Below are 14,279 nucleotides of genomic sequence, written 5' to 3'. Positions count from 1 at the left end.
CAAAGGAGGTGGCGTCAATGCCGAACAACCAAGCCCGGGCGATCCGTCTCGGGCACACCCTGGCCTTCATGGCGCTTTTCGGGGCTAGTGGCGCCGCTGTGGCAGATACGCAGCGCCTCGAGGCCGATCTGCGTGCACTGTTCAGTGAAGGCGGCAGCCTTTCGATCGGCGATGTTTCCAGCGCCATGCTGCGCTCACGCCTGACCGCCGAGGATATCGTTTTCGAGGCCCATGAGGGCGAGCGCCTGCTGATCGACCGCTACATCGTCAGCGGCGACTACGATGCTCCCGATGAAGTCACCCTGGAAGGCATTCGCATCGAAGATAGCCTAACGGCACTTACCCTGATGAGTATCGAGCGTATGGTGCTCGGGGAGCCGTCTCGGGCGGTGTTTCCGCTTCACGAGGAACTCGACCCCGCAGAGGTGCGTGTCGGCACTCTTGCCATCGACGGCATCGTGCTCGAGCTGGCCTCGGAGCTCGCCGAGGAGATTTTCTTCGATACCCCCCTCGATACCAGTCAGGGCCGCATGACCATCGACAAGCTGCGCGGCGAGTCGTTGTCCCATGAGGCCATCGGCATGCTGGAGATAACCGGTGTCGCCGGCACCTTCGACGAGCTGGATGAGTTCGGCTCGGGATCCTTCACTCTGGCCTCGCTACGCCTCGAGGAATTGACCGGGATCGACAGCGAGGGCGAGGAGAAGCTCGCTTCACTGGTGCTGCGCGACCTGGTCATGGAGACCAGCGAACTGGCGGGTAGCCTGGCGCTGTTCGATGTCGATGGCGATTTCGCCGACGGCAAGGGTGGGATGCGTGTCGAAGGCCTGCGCCTGGATCTGGCACGCATGATCGAGCTCGCCCCCGAGGACGAGCGCACCGAGCTGCGCATGGTCAGCAACGTGCTTACCGGTGGCAGCGGTGAGCTGAAACTCGATGCCGCCTTCCTCGGCAGCTGGCAGGAGAAGGGCGGGCACAGCGTGCTGATCAGCGATAGCCGAGTCGATATCCACGATGCCCTGGGTCTGTTGCTGGACATCAATCTGCCGGTACTGTTGCCGCCAGGGGTGGCACCCAGCGACGCCTTCGGCGGTATGGATTGGCTGCAAACCGCGACGTTGCTGGGCGGCGACATCCGCATGAGCCTGTCCAATCAGGGGCTATTCGCCCGCCTGGCCACCCTGGGAGCCGCGATGGAAGGCGTTACCGAAGCTCAGTACATCGATCAGGCACGCACCCAGGCCCAGGGCTTCGGCCTGATGTTCGGCCCTGAGGTGCAGGCCATGCTGGTGGGGCTGGTGAGTCTGCTGGAGGGCAGCGCGCAGCACCTGGACGTGCGCATGACCCTTCCTGCGGAAAGCTCCATTGCCAACTATATGAACGACCCGCTGGGGCTGCCCAGCAAGCTCAGCATCAAAGTCGAAACTCGTTGATCCAGCTCTTGCCACTAAACCCAGCATGAGAATTTCTGCACCAACCCATGACGGCCTTTCAAGTGAAAGCCGCCATGGGCTGGGGTATCATGGCGCATCCTGATTCTCCCCGAGATGCGAGGTTTCCCGCCGATGTTCAGCCGTGACATGACGATTGCCGGTTTCGATGATGCCCTGTTCGATGCGATGCAGAAGGAAGTCGCTCGTCAGGAGGCGCACATCGAGCTGATTGCTTCCGAGAACTATGCCAGCCCTCGCGTTCTCGAAGCCCAGGGCAGCCAGCTGACCAACAAGTATGCGGAAGGTTACCCCGGCAAGCGCTATTACGGCGGCTGTGAGTACGTCGACATCGTCGAGCAGCTGGCCATCGATTACGCCAAGCAGCTGTTCGCTGCCAGCTACGCCAATGTCCAGCCGCACTCCGGCTCGCAGGCCAACAGCGCCGTGTTCCAGGCACTGGTCAAGCCCGGTGACACCGTGCTGGGCATGAGCCTCGATGCGGGTGGGCACCTGACCCATGGCGCCAAGCCGAACTTCTCAGGCAAGCACTACAACGCCGTGCAGTACGGCATCGACGAGAGCGGCCGCATCGATTACGAGCAAGTGGCCCGCCTGGCTCGCGAGCATCAGCCCAAGATGATCATTGCCGGCTTCTCCGCCTACTCACAGATCATCGACTGGGCCCGGTTCCGCGAGATCGCCGATGAAGTAGGGGCATACCTGCTGGTCGACATGGCGCATATTGCAGGGCTGGTGGCCGCGGGCGTCTATCCCACGCCGCTGCCCCACGCTCACGTGGTGACCACCACTACGCACAAGACCCTGCGCGGCCCGCGCGGTGGCTTGATCCTCTCCGCCGAAGGCAACGAGGAGATCGAGAAGAAGCTGCAGTCGGCGGTTTTCCCGGGCGGCCAGGGCGGTCCGCTGGAGCACGTCATTGCCGCCAAGGCAGTGTGCTTCAAGGAAGCCATGGAACCCGGCTTCAAGACCTACCAGCAGCAGGTGGTGAAGAACGCCCAGACCATGGCCGGCGTATTCATCGAGCGCGGCTACGACATCGTCTCCGGCGGCACCGAGGACCACCTGTTCCTGCTCTCGCTGATCAAGCAGGGCCTGACCGGCAAGGATGCGGACGCTGCCCTGGGTCGCGCCCACATCACCGTCAACAAGAACGCCGTGCCGGGCGACCCGCAGAGCCCGTTCGTCACCTCAGGTCTGCGCATCGGCACCCCGGCCGTGACCACTCGCGGTTTCGGTGAAGGTGAATGTCGCGAGCTGGCCGGCTGGATCTGCGACATCCTCGACGTCATGGCCAAGAGCGAGGATACCGCCGACATCGAAAACGAGGTGAAGGCAAAGGTCGAAGCCGTCTGCGCCCGTTTCCCGGTCTACCGCTGACGCTTTTTCACTCGCCGTTGGCTAACGCTAAAGTCCTCTTCGCCCTGCGCCGTTTGACGGCGCAGGGCGTTTCGTTGCAGCGGCGACGACCGGTCAAGATGAAGCCGTTCGATAAACCTGACCGGGGCCACTATTTCGGTTCAGCCGTGGGGCTCGCCTTCCGTTATGCTTGATGCAGACAATCGGATTTGGCGGGGCATATGGCGACATTGACGTTTCAAGGGGCGGTAGGGGAAGTCACCGGTTCGCGTTACCTTCTCGAGGTGACGCATAGCGACCGCGATTACCGCTTGCTGCTCGAGTGCGGGCTGCACCAGGGTGGAAAGAGTGCCGACGAGGCCAATGCAAAGCCCTTCGGCGCCTTAGCGAGGCAGCTCGATGCCGTGGTCATTTCTCACGGCCACCTGGATCATGCCGGGCTGCTGCCCAAGCTGGTTCGGGAAGGCTACAGCGGCCCGATTCACTGCACACGCGGCACTCGGGATCTGCTCGAGATCATGCTTGAGGACGCCGCCTTCATCCAGGCCAAGGATGTCGAATGGGAGAACAAGTGGCGCAAGCGCAACGATAAGCCGCTGATCGAGCCGCTATATGAGATGGCTGACGTGGAGCGCACTCTGGCGCTCTGCAAGACCCACGGCTATGGCCAACCCGTTCAATTGCCCGGCGATGTTACGCTGGTGTTTCGCGATGCCGGCCACATTCTGGGCTCGGGTATCGTCGAGCTGGCGGTACCTTCCGGTGGGCAGACGAAGCGGATCGTTTTTTCCGGCGACTTGGGCAACCCGAGTTCGGTTCTGATGAAGGAGCCCGAGAAGCTCTTTGAAGCCGATGTGGTATTGATGGAGAGCACCTATGGCGATCGCGACCACCGTCCTCTCGACGATACCCTCGAGGAATTCGCTCAGGTGCTGGAGCAAGCCCACGCCAGCGGGGGGAACGTACTCATTCCTGCCTTCGCCGTAGGACGTACCCAGGAAATTCTGTATCACCTCAGCGTGCTATACCACGAGGGGCAGCTGCGACAGCAGATGGTATTTCTCGACAGCCCCATGGCGATCAAGGTCACCGAACTCTACCATCGCGCCCGCAAGAGCCTCGACAGCGAAGATCTCAAGGTGCTCAACATCGCCGCCAGCGGCGATACCGGCCGCTATCTGCCGATCCTTCGCATGACGCGCACGATGGAAGAGTCGATGGCGATCAATCGCATCCGCGGTGGGGCGATCATCATCGCCGGGGCCGGTATGTGTACCGGTGGCAGGATCGTTCACCATTTCCGCTATAACCTCGAAAACCCCAATACCCGGCTGGTCATCGTCGGCTTCCAGGCGGCCGGTACGCTGGGCCGCCAACTTGTCGATGGCGCCGAAAAGGTTCGCGTACTCGGCCAAGAGCTGGCGGTGAAGGCCAAGGTGCATACCATCGGCGGTTTCTCGGCCCATGCCGGCCAAAGCCAGCTGATCGGTTGGGCCGGCGCCTTCCGTGCTAATCCAAGGTTCTACCTCGTTCACGGTGAGCCTGGGGCTCAACAGGTTCTCAAAACGGCTCTGGCCGAAAGCGGTATCGTGGCGGAAATACCGGCCTACGGCGACCGTATCGAGCTCTAGCTTCACCACCTTCCGGGCCGCGTTCAAGCGGCCTTTTTTGTCGGCTCTGTCGGGCACGATAGGGCTACTGACTTGATGGCGTTAGTGCGTTTTAATCTTGATTAATATCAAGGTGCGTCGTTATGCCTCAGGCCTTCAGTGTATTTTCGAATATACTTTATATGACAATATGGAATTTGTTTATTCCAAAAAAACATTATGCCTATCAGGCCACTACCATCCTTGCATTTGTGGAGAGAGGAAAATGAACGCAAAGTCCATCCTGACCCTGGCCACCATGGCAGCTGTGGGTATCTTTACTACCGCCCAGGCCGATAGTCATACCGAGGGAGGTGATCAAGACACCAGCAGCGAGCGTGCCCTGGTGATCCTCACCAGTGACTCGCTGCAAACCCAAGGCATGGCGATGATTCTCTCCAATGCCATGCAGCAGCAAGGCACTGATCTTTCCATTCTATTATGCGATGCGGCCGGCGACCTGGCGGTCGAAGGGTATGCCAGCGCGGAGCCAATCATAACTCCGCCCGAAAACCCGGCTGGGCAGGTGACGCCGGAAGGAATCCTGCAGATGCTGATTGGCAACGGTGCCCAGGTGGACGTTTGTGCCATCTACCTGCCCAATAGTGAGCATGAGAGGGATGACCTGCGCGAGGGTGTCGGCGTTGCCGCCCCTGGTCCGATGGCCGAGATGATGCGTGACCCGAGCATCCCCGTGTTTAGCTTCTGATATCCAGCTTGAGAGGTGAATTGCATGAAGAGCAACGTAGGCGGTATCGATAAGATCCTGAGAATCGTGGTCGGGGCCGTATTGATTGGCTTGGCCATCACAGGGATGGTCGGCGCCTGGGGCTGGATCGGCGTATTGCCGCTAGCGACCGGGCTATTCAACTTCTGCCCGGCCTATCAACTGATTGGTATCAATACTTGCAAGCTATCCAGGAAGTAGTCCCGGGGCTGGAGTCGCCCGCTCTTGCATTTCGGCGCTATCGCCTTCGGCGGTGGCGCATTTTTTTATCTTCGCCGCGGGGGCTGGCTATCGGCCCCATCGGCAACCTCAATTGGCTGTTTATCTCTTTGGGAAATAACCTTATAACTGAAGTGATGGCAAGGCCTTCACACCGTCCACAGAGGAGCAATGAAGATGGAAAGTCAGTTCCAGCAGCCAGCCATGCCCCAGCTCAACCGTCCGGCCCCGGACTTCACCGCCAAGACCACCCACGGCATGAAGTCGCTGTCGGACTATAAGGGCAAGTGGCTGGTGCTGTTCGCCCACCCCTCCGACTTCACGCCGGTGTGTACCACCGAGTTCTCGGCTTTCGCGACCCGCGCCGACCAGTTCAAGGAACTCAATACCGAGCTGTTGGGGCTCTCCATCGACAGCATCCATGCGCACATTGCCTGGACGCGCAGCATCAAGCAGAACTTCGGTGTCGAGATACCCTTCCCGATCATTGCCGATCTGAACATGAAAGTGGCCAACGCCTACGGCATGATTCAGCCTGGCGCCAGCGACACCGCAGCGGTGCGTGCCACCTTTGTGATTGATGCTGAAAGTGTACTGCGGGCCATGCTCTATTACCCCATGACCAACGGCCGCTCCGTGGATGAAATCCTGCGTCTGGTCAAGTCGCTACAGACCAGCGATGCCCATGGTGTAGCGACTCCCGAGGCGTGGCAGCCGGGCGAGCCGGTCATCGTGCCGCCGCCGCACACCGATGCGGACGCCGAGGCACGCAAGGATCAGGGCTATGAGTACACCGACTGGTACTTCTGCAAGAAGTCACTGTAAGAGCTGCCATCAGACCCCGGCAGCGCCGGGGCCGACTGGCCACGAACGACGTCCCTACGTAAGGAGGCCAAATGAAGACCTTTTCCCTTTCCTCCAGCACGGCCGCCGGCAAGCCTGACGTGGCTGGCTTCTTCGACCCGCGTACCTCCAGTATCCAGTACGTGGTCAGCGACCCGTCTACCGGCAAGTGCGCCATCATCGATCCGGTGCACGACTTCGAGGAGAAGTCGGGTGCTACCGCGACACGCCATGCCGATGAGCTGCTGTCCTATGTGAAGGAGAAGGGGCTCGAGGTGCAGTGGATCCTGGATACTCACCCCCATGCCGACCATTTCTCGGCAGCTCGCTACCTGAAAACGAAGACCGGGGCGCCCACCGCCATAGGTGAGAAGGTGGTGGAGGTCCAGAAACTGTGGCAGAAGCTCTATCACTGGCCTGACTTCCCTGCTGACGGCTCCCAGTGGGACCGGCTTTTCGCCGATGGCGACACCTTCCGCATCGGCGAGCTCGAGGCGAGGGTGATGTTCTCGCCGGGGCATACCCTGGCTTCCATTACGTATGTGGTGGGCGATGCCGCCTTCATCCACGACACCCTCTTCCAGCCGGACTTCGGCACTGCCCGGGCCGACTTCCCCGGTGGAGATGCGCACCAGCTGTGGCGCTCGATCCAGGAGATCCTGGCGCTGCCCGGCGAAACCCGGCTGTTTACCGGCCATGACTACATGCCAGGTGGGCGTGAGCCCGAGTGGGAGAGCACCGTCCACGAGCAGCGCACCCGCAACCCTCACCTGGTCGGCATGGCCGAGGCGGAGTTCGTGGCGATGCGCGACAGGCGTGACAGCGAGCTGCCGATGCCCAAGCTGATACTGCACTCCCTGCAGGTGAACACCCGGGGAGGGCAGCTTCCCGAGCCCGAGGCCAATGGCAAGCGCTACCTGAAGATACCGCTGGATGCGCTTGAAGGTGCCGCTTGGGAGTAACGCAGCTACTGCATTGGAAGGCTTTGCCTGGAGTTCTGCTTTTCGTGACGCTGGAGCTTGAGGAGTCTAAATTCCAAATAAATCTAAGTATATAACCTTATTTGTGCTACTGTAAGGCAAACGCTCGGAAGCCACTCTATTGAGGTTGAAATCATGTCCAAGCCGATCGTGACCCATTTCTTCGATGAGCCGACCAACACCTTCAGCTACGTGGTGCAGGATCCCGAGAGCCAGGCCTGCGCCATTGTCGACTCCGTACTCGACTTCGACTATGCCGCCGGCCGCACCGACTTGCGTTCGGCCGATGCGATCATCGCCTTCATCCAGCGTGAAGGGCTCAGCGTCGAGTGGGTCCTCGAAACCCACGTTCACGCCGATCACCTCTCCGCTGCGCCCTATCTCCACGAGAAGCTCGGTGGCAAGACCGGCATCGGCGCCAGGATCACCGTGGTACAGGACGTCTTCGGCAAAGCCTTCAATGCGGGCACCGAGTTTGCCCGTGACGGCAGCCAGTTCGACCGTTTGTTCGAAGAAGGCGATACCTTCGCCATCGGTAACCTGGAAGGCCGAGTGCTGCATACACCGGGTCATACCCCGGCCTGCCTGACCTATGTCATCGGCGACGCCGCCTTTGTTGGCGATACCCTGTTCATGCCCGATTACGGCACGGCCCGCTGCGACTTTCCCGGTGGCGATGCCCGTACCCTTTATCAATCCATTCAGAAGGTGCTGGCGCTGCCGGATGAAACCCGGCTCTTCCTGTGCCACGACTACAAGGCACCGGAACGCGAGGAGTACCAGCATCAGACCAGCGTGGCCGAGCAGCGCGCCCATAACGTCCACGTACACGAGGGCATCAGTGAGGAGGAGTTCGTCAAGATGCGCACCGAGCGCGATGCGACCCTCGACATGCCGCGCCTGATCCTGCCGTCGGTGCAGGTCAACATGCGTGCCGGCCACATGCCTCCGCCCGAGGATAATGGCCAGGTCTATCTCAAGGTGCCGATCAACAGGTTCTGAGGTTCCACGCGTGAATCCCAAGCGCTACCTGCCGATCCTGCAATGGTTGCCCGGCTACGGTCGTGCCACCTTGTCCAGCGACCTGCTGGCGGCGGTCATCGTGACCATCATGCTGATCCCCCAGTCGCTGGCTTATGCCATGCTGGCCGGATTGCCGCCTGAGGTAGGGCTCTACGCCAGTATCGCTCCGCTAGTGGTCTACGCCGTGTTTGGCACCAGTCGAACCCTGGCGGTCGGGCCGGTGGCGGTGGTTTCGCTAATGACGGCAGCAGCCGTGGGACAGGTTGCCCCCCAAGGCTCGCCGGAATATCTTGGCGCGGCGCTGGTTCTGGCGCTGATGTCGGGGCTCATCCTGACCCTGATGGGAGTGGCGCGGCTGGGCTTTCTGGCCAACTTCCTCAGTCACCCTGTGATCTCGGGTTTCATCACCGCCTCGGGATTGATCATCGCCGCCAGCCAGCTCAGGCATGTGCTGGGCGTAGAGGCCGGTGGCCATAACCTGCTGGAGCTGTTGGTCAGCCTGGGTGGCAGCTTGGAGCGGGTGAACGGGCCCACTCTGTTCATCGGCCTCTCCGTCCTGGCTTTCCTCTATACCGCACGACGCTGGCTCAAGCCCGGCCTGAGAAAGCTGGGCGTGCCCGCTCGTGCTGCGGATATGCTGACCAAGGCTGCGCCTATCCTTGCCGTGGCGGTGACCACCTTGGCCACCTGGGGGCTGGGCCTGGATGCGCAGGGCGTGGCTGTGGTGGGGGAGGTGCCGGCGGGACTGCCGCCGCTGACCCTGCCAGGGTTCGAGAGCGGCCTGTGGAGCCAGCTGTTCATGGCGGCACTGTTGATCAGTGTGATCGGCTTCGTGGAGTCGGTCTCGGTGGGTCAGACCCTCGCCGCCAAACGCCGCCAGCGAATCGACCCGGACCAGGAGCTGGTGGGGCTGGGGACGTCCAACATTGCAGCATCCTTTTCCGGCGGCATGCCGGTGACGGGTGGCTTTGCCCGTTCGGTGGTCAACTTCGATGCCGGTGCCGAGACCCCTGCCGCAGGTGCTTTCACGGCGGTGGGCATCGCCATTGCAGCGCTGCTGTTGACGCCGCTGATCGCCTACCTGCCGATCGCCACCCTGGCGGCCACCATCATCATGGCCGTCCTGTCGCTGGTGGACTTCAGCGCCATCCGCCGCACCTGGGACTACTCCCGGTGTGACGCCATGGCCATGCTTGTCACCATCGGCGTGACGCTCGCCATCGGTATCGAAACCGGCATTCTGGCCGGGGTGGGGCTCTCGCTGGCCCTGCACCTCTATTACACCAGCCGCCCTCACAGCGCTGTGGTGGGCCGTGTTCCCGGCACGGAGCACTTCCGCAACGTGGAGCGTCATCAGGTAGAGACCGACCCGCAGCTCGCCATCCTGCGGGTCGACGAGAGCCTCTATTTCGCTAATTCACGCTATCTCGAGGATACCGTGATGGAGCTGGCGACACGCCAACCCGGCCTTGGCCACATCGTGCTGGCGTGCCAGGCAGTGAATGTCATCGACGCCTCGGCGCTGGAAAGCCTGGAGGTGATCAATGCCCGACTGCGCGATGCCCAGGTCAAGCTGCATCTGGCGGAGGTCAAGGGGCCGGTCATGGATCGGCTCAAGAATACCCCATTCTGCCGCGAGCTGACTGGCCAGGTATTCCTGAGTACTTACGACGCCTGGCGCTCGCTGCGCGGGGAGCCTGCCACACCGGGTCGAGCCTGCGGCGCAGCGGAGCCGATGGCGGCAGGGCAGCATCTTCCTTGAGTTCAACACCGAAATGAAGGAGTGACGAAGTGGACTGGATTGCAAGCCTGCAGGGGCTGATAGGTGGCGTGTTCATCGGCCTGTCGGCCGTGTGGCTGATGGCCACGCTGGGGCGGATTGCCGGTATCAGCGGCATCGTCGGTAGCCTCGTGACCACGCTGCCCAAGGGTGACAGCGGCTGGCGCGTGGCTTTCGTGCTGGGCCTGGTCAGCGGCCCCCTACTGCTCATGTTGATGGGAGGCGGGCTCGGCAATGTCGCTGGTGCGCCCGGCGAGGTCGTCGGCCAGCCGGCGGGTGGCGTGGGCCTGATGCTGGTGGCAGGCCTGCTGGTGGGGCTGGGCACCGGCCTCGGCAGCGGCTGCACCAGCGGCCATGGTGTATGCGGTCTGGCGCGACTGTCGCCGCGCTCGATGGTGGCCACCTTGACCTTCCTGGTCTGCGCCATCGTCACCGTCTATGTGATGCGGCACGTCGTGGGAGGTGGGGCATGAAGACGCTAATGGGCTACATTGCCGGGCTGCTGTTCGGCCTGGGCCTGGCGCTCGCCGGCATGACCGACCCGGCACGCGTACTCGGCTTCCTCGATATCTTCGGCGCCTGGGACCCGACGCTGATGTTCGTGCTTGGCGGGGCCGTGGTGACGACCTTCATCGGCTATCGGCAGGTATTCCGCCGTGAGCGCCCGGTGATGGGGGAAACCTTCCAGTTGCCCACGCGACAGGATCTCGACGCCCGATTGATCGGCGGAGCTGCCCTGTTCGGCGTCGGCTGGGGGCTTTCCGGCTACTGCCCCGGGCCTGCCATCGCATCCATTGCCGGGTTGACCGCACCGCTGTTTGCCATGCTGGTGGCCATGGTGGCGGGCTGGTTCCTGGCCCGGGCCATACCCGCTCGCGGCTAAGCATCGTTATCGACGACCTTGTCCTGCGTCCCCGCCGGCCTGGCTGGTGGGGGCGCTGGTCGTTGCTTTCCCGCCTGGTTGTCTCTTGCAGTTAACCCCCGCTTAATCTGCACATGACACGATGCGCACAAGACGAGGATTCCATTCATGCACGTTCTGCTCATCGAGGATGATGCTCTGGTGGCCTCAGGCATTCTGGCCGGGCTGAGCGCACACGATTTCGTTACAGACCATGTGGAAACCATGGCGGAGGCGCGTAGTGCTATGGAAACGGTGGCCACCGACGTGGTCATTCTGGATCGTGGCCTGCCTGACGGCGATGGCCTCGAACTGCTGGATGCCTGGCGCAATGCGGGGTGCACCACTCCAGTGCTGGTGCTGACTGCTCGCGACAGCGTTCAGGATCGCGTCCAGGGCCTGCAGGGCGGGGCCGACGACTACTTGGTCAAGCCTTTCGATCTGGATGAGCTGGTTGCGCGATTGCATGCCTTGCTGCGCCGGGCGGCTGGGCGCTCTCGCTCAGTGATGGAGCATGGTGTGCTGTGCCTTGATCCGGTCGCGCGCGAGGTGAGCGTGGCTGATCAGCCGGTGGCGCTGTCGCGACGAGAGCTGGTACTGCTGGAGACCTTCCTCCAATCGCCGCGTAGCGTGCTCTCCGCCGACCAGCTCAAGGACAGCCTCTACGGCATGAACGACGAGGTGGAGAGCAACGCGCTCAACGTGCATATCCATCACCTGCGACGCAAGCTCGGCAGCCGGGTGATCGAGACCGTGCGCGGACTGGGGTATCGCCTGGGCAAGCCTTCGGCGGTGGAGGCGCCGCCCATGAGAAGAGAGCGATGAGCCTGCGCACGCGTCTGCTGCTGACGCTGGGCTTGACCCTGGCACTGCTGTGGGGGTTGGCAGCAGCCTGGTTGATGCGTGACCTCGAGGAGCAATTCGTGGCTACCCTCGATCAACGCCTGGCCCAGTCGGCGCGAATGGTGGCGGGGTTGATGGCCCAGCTACCGGAGGAAGTGTGGTTGACGGCGGACCGCCGTGCCTTGTCGATTCCGCCCATCGAGGGGCTGGCTTGCCAGGTGCATTCCCCGAGTGGCGAGATCATGGCCCGCACCCATACCGACCTGGAGTCAATCCTGGCGCCGGGGGAGCGCGGGCATGCCTTCCGTGAAGAGGGGGGCGTTACCTGGCGGGTGTTCACCTATGAGCGGGGCGGTCTGACCATTACTACCGCGGACCGCATGGACGAGCGCAACCGCCTATTGGCGGATGTCTTCAAGGTCGCGGTGGTGCCTTTTGCCGTGGCCCTGCTGGGCAGCATGGTCGCACTGTGGCTGGGAGTGGTGCGCGGCCTGGCGCCGCTCTCTCGGCTGCGACAGTCGCTGGCACGGCGTCACCCTGACTCCCTGGGGCCGGTGGCCACACATGGGGTGCCGGTGGAGCTCAAGTCGCTCATCGAGACGCTCAATGGCCTGTTGGCGCGTATTCAGCAGGCCATGGTGCGTGAGCAGCGCTTCACTAACGATGCCGCCCATGAGCTCAAGACACCCCTAACCGCCATCAAGACCCATCTGCAGGTGGCCGGGCGAGTAGGTGGCGATGCCGCCTGGCAATCTCTGGCCCACGCAGAGGAGGGGACCGAACGGCTGTCCCGTATTCTCGACCAACTGCTGATGCTGGCCCGGGTAGAGGGGCGGGCAGGGTTCGAGGATGGCGAATGCAGCTCCATCCCCGGGGTGGTGGAGTTGGCGCTTCGCGATAATGGCATGCCGGTTACGCGCTTCAAGCTGCCCGGAAAGTGGCCCGAGGGGAAGCTGGACCTGCCTCGCGAGCTGGCGGTCACCGCACTGCGCAACCTGGTGGACAACGCCCTGCTTCATGGCGGCGAGGAGGGCCCGGTGGTCCTAGATGCCGATCGAGACGCAGAGGGCAGGGCTGTCACCTTCCGAGTCCGCGACCACGGGCCGGCTGTCGAAGCTGAAATGCTCGAGCAGATGACCGAGCGATTCTGGCGCACCAGCAAAGCACAGGGGAGCGGGCTGGGGCTCGCCATCGTCAACGCTATCGCCGAACGCTTCGGCGGACGCCTTGATCTTCGACTTCCAGCATCAGGCGGACTGGAAGCCCGCCTGTCCCTCCCGCTGAAGCCGGAGGCCTGAACGGTCGTATCAGCGAATCTCGCCGCCCATCATCTCCAGCAGGCGCGCTTCATCCGGCATGCCGTCGACACGCTGCAGGCGGTCCTCATGTCGGTAGACCGTGGTCGGCGTGGCGTAGAGCCCCAGTTCGTCGAACAAGCCGTTGTTGCGATAGATCTGGTCCTCGATATCCCGTGGCTGGGGTGCCGCAGCGATGGCGTCACCCTGGCTGTGCTCGTGAAGGGCGGCTTCCGGATCTTCTGCGCCCAGCAGGGAAGCCGCCTTAGCTGGGCTGTCCTGCTGCAGAATACCCACCATGATATGGCGCAGCTGGACTTGACCGGCCTCGACCCAGGGGCGGCTCTGTTCCCAGAACTGGTGGCAGTAGGGACAGTTGGGATCGGTAAAGGTATACAGCACCTGTGGGGCGTCGGGTTGGCCGTCCTGGATCCAGTGGCTTGCCTCCAGCTGGCGCCAGACCTCCTGTTCCTGCGGCGCCCTGACGAGCTCGTCGAGGGGCCCCTCCGAGAGGTCGTTGCCCTCGGCATCGATCATGGTACCGACAATGGCATGTTGGCCATCGGCCGTCACGAAGACGGTCATTTCACGGCCCTGGTGGCTGGCAGCGAAGCCGGCAAGGCCCCCTGGGGCTTCGAACTCGCCATGTATTTCCAGGCCTTCTGCGCTCAAGGCGTTGATGGGTGCCGGCCAGTCGTCGGCAAATGCCATCGGGGTACAGGCGAGGACCGTCAATCCGGTTGCAAGCACGCTATATCGAAAAGCCATTTGGGTTTCCTTGATGTCATGTGACGCCATTGTCCACCGGCGTCCGATGGAGACAGAGACTGACTCAGCGCAGCCGCTCGATGCCGCTCAGCAGCGTGGCTCGAGACAGTTCACCGAAATGCGTGCTCCTCAGTTGACCGTCTGCATCGTAGAACAGCGTTGTCGGCATGGCCATGGAGCCGGTGACTTCGCCTAGCGCATTGGTGGCGTCCAGCAGGATATTATCGAGTTGAAGGGATTGGTCGGCGAGGAAGCGTTCCACATGTCGGGCATTTTCCCCCTGGTTGACGAAGACAAAGGTAATATCCTCCGCTTCCTGCTGCATCTGCTCGAAGACCGGCATCTCGCGTATGCAAGGAGGGCACCAGGTGGCCCAGAGGTTTACCACCAGTGGCTGGCCCTCTGTGGCAGCCAGCGAGGGCAGATCGATCGGGCTGCCAT

Annotated in this window: 15 protein-coding genes; 13 read left to right on the top strand and 2 right to left on the bottom strand. The window is 62.4% G+C overall.

Going from position 1 to position 14,279, the window contains the following annotated elements:
• Positions 1–17 precede the first annotated feature (17 nt).
• The 13 genes from AC2VNO_RS18160 to AC2VNO_RS18100 all read left to right on the top strand — a co-directional run bounded on the left by AC2VNO_RS18160 (position 18) and on the right by AC2VNO_RS18100 (position 13,073).
• Positions 18–1,433, top strand: a complete 1,416-nt coding sequence (locus tag AC2VNO_RS18160; RefSeq protein ID WP_486935446.1) for a hypothetical protein — start codon at positions 18–20, stop codon at positions 1,431–1,433.
• A gap of 132 nt (positions 1,434–1,565) precedes the next feature.
• The gene (gene glyA, locus AC2VNO_RS18155; RefSeq protein ID WP_486935445.1) at positions 1,566–2,831 is read left to right on the top strand and encodes a serine hydroxymethyltransferase; all 1,266 of its coding nucleotides are present in this window, start codon (positions 1,566–1,568) and stop codon (positions 2,829–2,831) included.
• Positions 2,832–3,031: 200 nt separating this feature from the next.
• Positions 3,032–4,441, top strand: coding sequence for an MBL fold metallo-hydrolase RNA specificity domain-containing protein (locus tag AC2VNO_RS18150; RefSeq protein ID WP_486935444.1), 1,410 nt, complete (start codon positions 3,032–3,034; stop codon positions 4,439–4,441).
• Between the two features lie 244 nt (positions 4,442–4,685).
• Positions 4,686–5,168, top strand: coding sequence for a DsrE family protein (locus AC2VNO_RS18145; RefSeq protein ID WP_486935443.1), 483 nt, complete (start codon positions 4,686–4,688; stop codon positions 5,166–5,168).
• A 24-nt stretch (positions 5,169–5,192) separates the two neighbouring features.
• Positions 5,193–5,387: a YgaP family membrane protein gene (locus AC2VNO_RS18140; RefSeq protein WP_486935442.1), complete on the top strand. Its 195-nt coding sequence runs from the start codon at positions 5,193–5,195 to the stop codon at positions 5,385–5,387.
• 195 nt (positions 5,388–5,582) lie between these two features.
• Positions 5,583–6,230, top strand: a complete 648-nt coding sequence (locus AC2VNO_RS18135; RefSeq protein WP_486935441.1) for a peroxiredoxin — start codon at positions 5,583–5,585, stop codon at positions 6,228–6,230.
• Between the two features lie 71 nt (positions 6,231–6,301).
• Positions 6,302–7,210 (top strand): MBL fold metallo-hydrolase, encoded by a 909-nt coding sequence (locus AC2VNO_RS18130; RefSeq protein WP_486935440.1) that lies wholly within the window; start codon positions 6,302–6,304, stop codon positions 7,208–7,210.
• 153 nt (positions 7,211–7,363) lie between these two features.
• Positions 7,364–8,230, top strand: a complete 867-nt coding sequence (locus AC2VNO_RS18125) for an MBL fold metallo-hydrolase (RefSeq protein ID WP_486935439.1) — start codon at positions 7,364–7,366, stop codon at positions 8,228–8,230.
• Between the two features lie 10 nt (positions 8,231–8,240).
• The gene (locus AC2VNO_RS18120; protein ID WP_486935438.1) at positions 8,241–10,013 is read left to right on the top strand and encodes a SulP family inorganic anion transporter; all 1,773 of its coding nucleotides are present in this window, start codon (positions 8,241–8,243) and stop codon (positions 10,011–10,013) included.
• A gap of 29 nt (positions 10,014–10,042) precedes the next feature.
• On the top strand, positions 10,043–10,504 hold the full coding sequence (locus tag AC2VNO_RS18115; RefSeq protein WP_228577641.1) for a YeeE/YedE family protein: 462 nt from the start codon (positions 10,043–10,045) through the stop codon (positions 10,502–10,504).
• Positions 10,501–10,914 (top strand): DUF6691 family protein, encoded by a 414-nt coding sequence (locus AC2VNO_RS18110; RefSeq protein WP_228577639.1) that lies wholly within the window; start codon positions 10,501–10,503, stop codon positions 10,912–10,914. The genes AC2VNO_RS18115 and AC2VNO_RS18110 overlap by 4 nt, the downstream gene beginning before the upstream one ends.
• Before the next feature lie 147 nt (positions 10,915–11,061).
• Positions 11,062–11,757, top strand: a complete 696-nt coding sequence (locus tag AC2VNO_RS18105) for a response regulator (RefSeq protein WP_486935437.1) — start codon at positions 11,062–11,064, stop codon at positions 11,755–11,757.
• A complete protein-coding gene (locus AC2VNO_RS18100) occupies positions 11,754–13,073 on the top strand; it encodes an ATP-binding protein (RefSeq protein WP_486935436.1) in 1,320 nt (439 codons plus the stop codon). The genes AC2VNO_RS18105 and AC2VNO_RS18100 overlap by 4 nt, the downstream gene beginning before the upstream one ends.
• A 9-nt stretch (positions 13,074–13,082) precedes the next feature.
• On the opposite strand, the gene dsbG is transcribed toward AC2VNO_RS18100, so the two are convergent.
• Both dsbG and AC2VNO_RS18090 read right to left on the bottom strand, forming a co-directional pair.
• A complete protein-coding gene (gene dsbG, locus AC2VNO_RS18095; protein WP_486935435.1) occupies positions 13,083–13,838 on the bottom strand; it encodes a thiol:disulfide interchange protein DsbG in 756 nt (251 codons plus the stop codon).
• Positions 13,839–13,902: 64 nt separating this feature from the next.
• Positions 13,903–14,279, bottom strand: a 377-nt coding sequence (locus AC2VNO_RS18090; protein ID WP_486935434.1) for a TlpA family protein disulfide reductase, incomplete at its 5' end; no start/stop codon positions are given.

It is taken from the genome of Halomonas sp. TH-94, from assembly GCF_057473365.1.
This window is presented reverse-complemented; position numbering and strand designations above follow the sequence as displayed.

Excerpts from the sequence above, each read along its gene's own strand:
- AC2VNO_RS18145 (WP_486935443.1), top strand. The coding sequence starts at position 4,686 with ATGAACGCAAAGTCCATCCTGACCCTGGCCACCATGGCAGCTGTGGGT.
- AC2VNO_RS18125 (WP_486935439.1), top strand. The coding sequence starts at position 7,364 with ATGTCCAAGCCGATCGTGACCCATTTCTTCGATGAGCCGACCAACACC.
- AC2VNO_RS18110 (WP_228577639.1), top strand. The coding sequence starts at position 10,501 with ATGAAGACGCTAATGGGCTACATTGCCGGGCTGCTGTTCGGCCTGGGC.
- dsbG (WP_486935435.1), bottom strand. The coding sequence starts at position 13,838 with ATGGCTTTTCGATATAGCGTGCTTGCAACCGGATTGACGGTCCTCGCC.
- AC2VNO_RS18130 (WP_486935440.1), top strand. The coding sequence starts at position 6,302 with ATGAAGACCTTTTCCCTTTCCTCCAGCACGGCCGCCGGCAAGCCTGAC.
- AC2VNO_RS18160 (WP_486935446.1), top strand. The coding sequence starts at position 18 with ATGCCGAACAACCAAGCCCGGGCGATCCGTCTCGGGCACACCCTGGCC.
- AC2VNO_RS18100 (WP_486935436.1), top strand. The coding sequence starts at position 11,754 with ATGAGCCTGCGCACGCGTCTGCTGCTGACGCTGGGCTTGACCCTGGCA.
- AC2VNO_RS18150 (WP_486935444.1), top strand. The coding sequence starts at position 3,032 with ATGGCGACATTGACGTTTCAAGGGGCGGTAGGGGAAGTCACCGGTTCG.
- AC2VNO_RS18135 (WP_486935441.1), top strand. The coding sequence starts at position 5,583 with ATGGAAAGTCAGTTCCAGCAGCCAGCCATGCCCCAGCTCAACCGTCCG.
- glyA (WP_486935445.1), top strand. The coding sequence starts at position 1,566 with ATGTTCAGCCGTGACATGACGATTGCCGGTTTCGATGATGCCCTGTTC.
- AC2VNO_RS18140 (WP_486935442.1), top strand. The coding sequence starts at position 5,193 with ATGAAGAGCAACGTAGGCGGTATCGATAAGATCCTGAGAATCGTGGTC.
- AC2VNO_RS18105 (WP_486935437.1), top strand. The coding sequence starts at position 11,062 with ATGCACGTTCTGCTCATCGAGGATGATGCTCTGGTGGCCTCAGGCATT.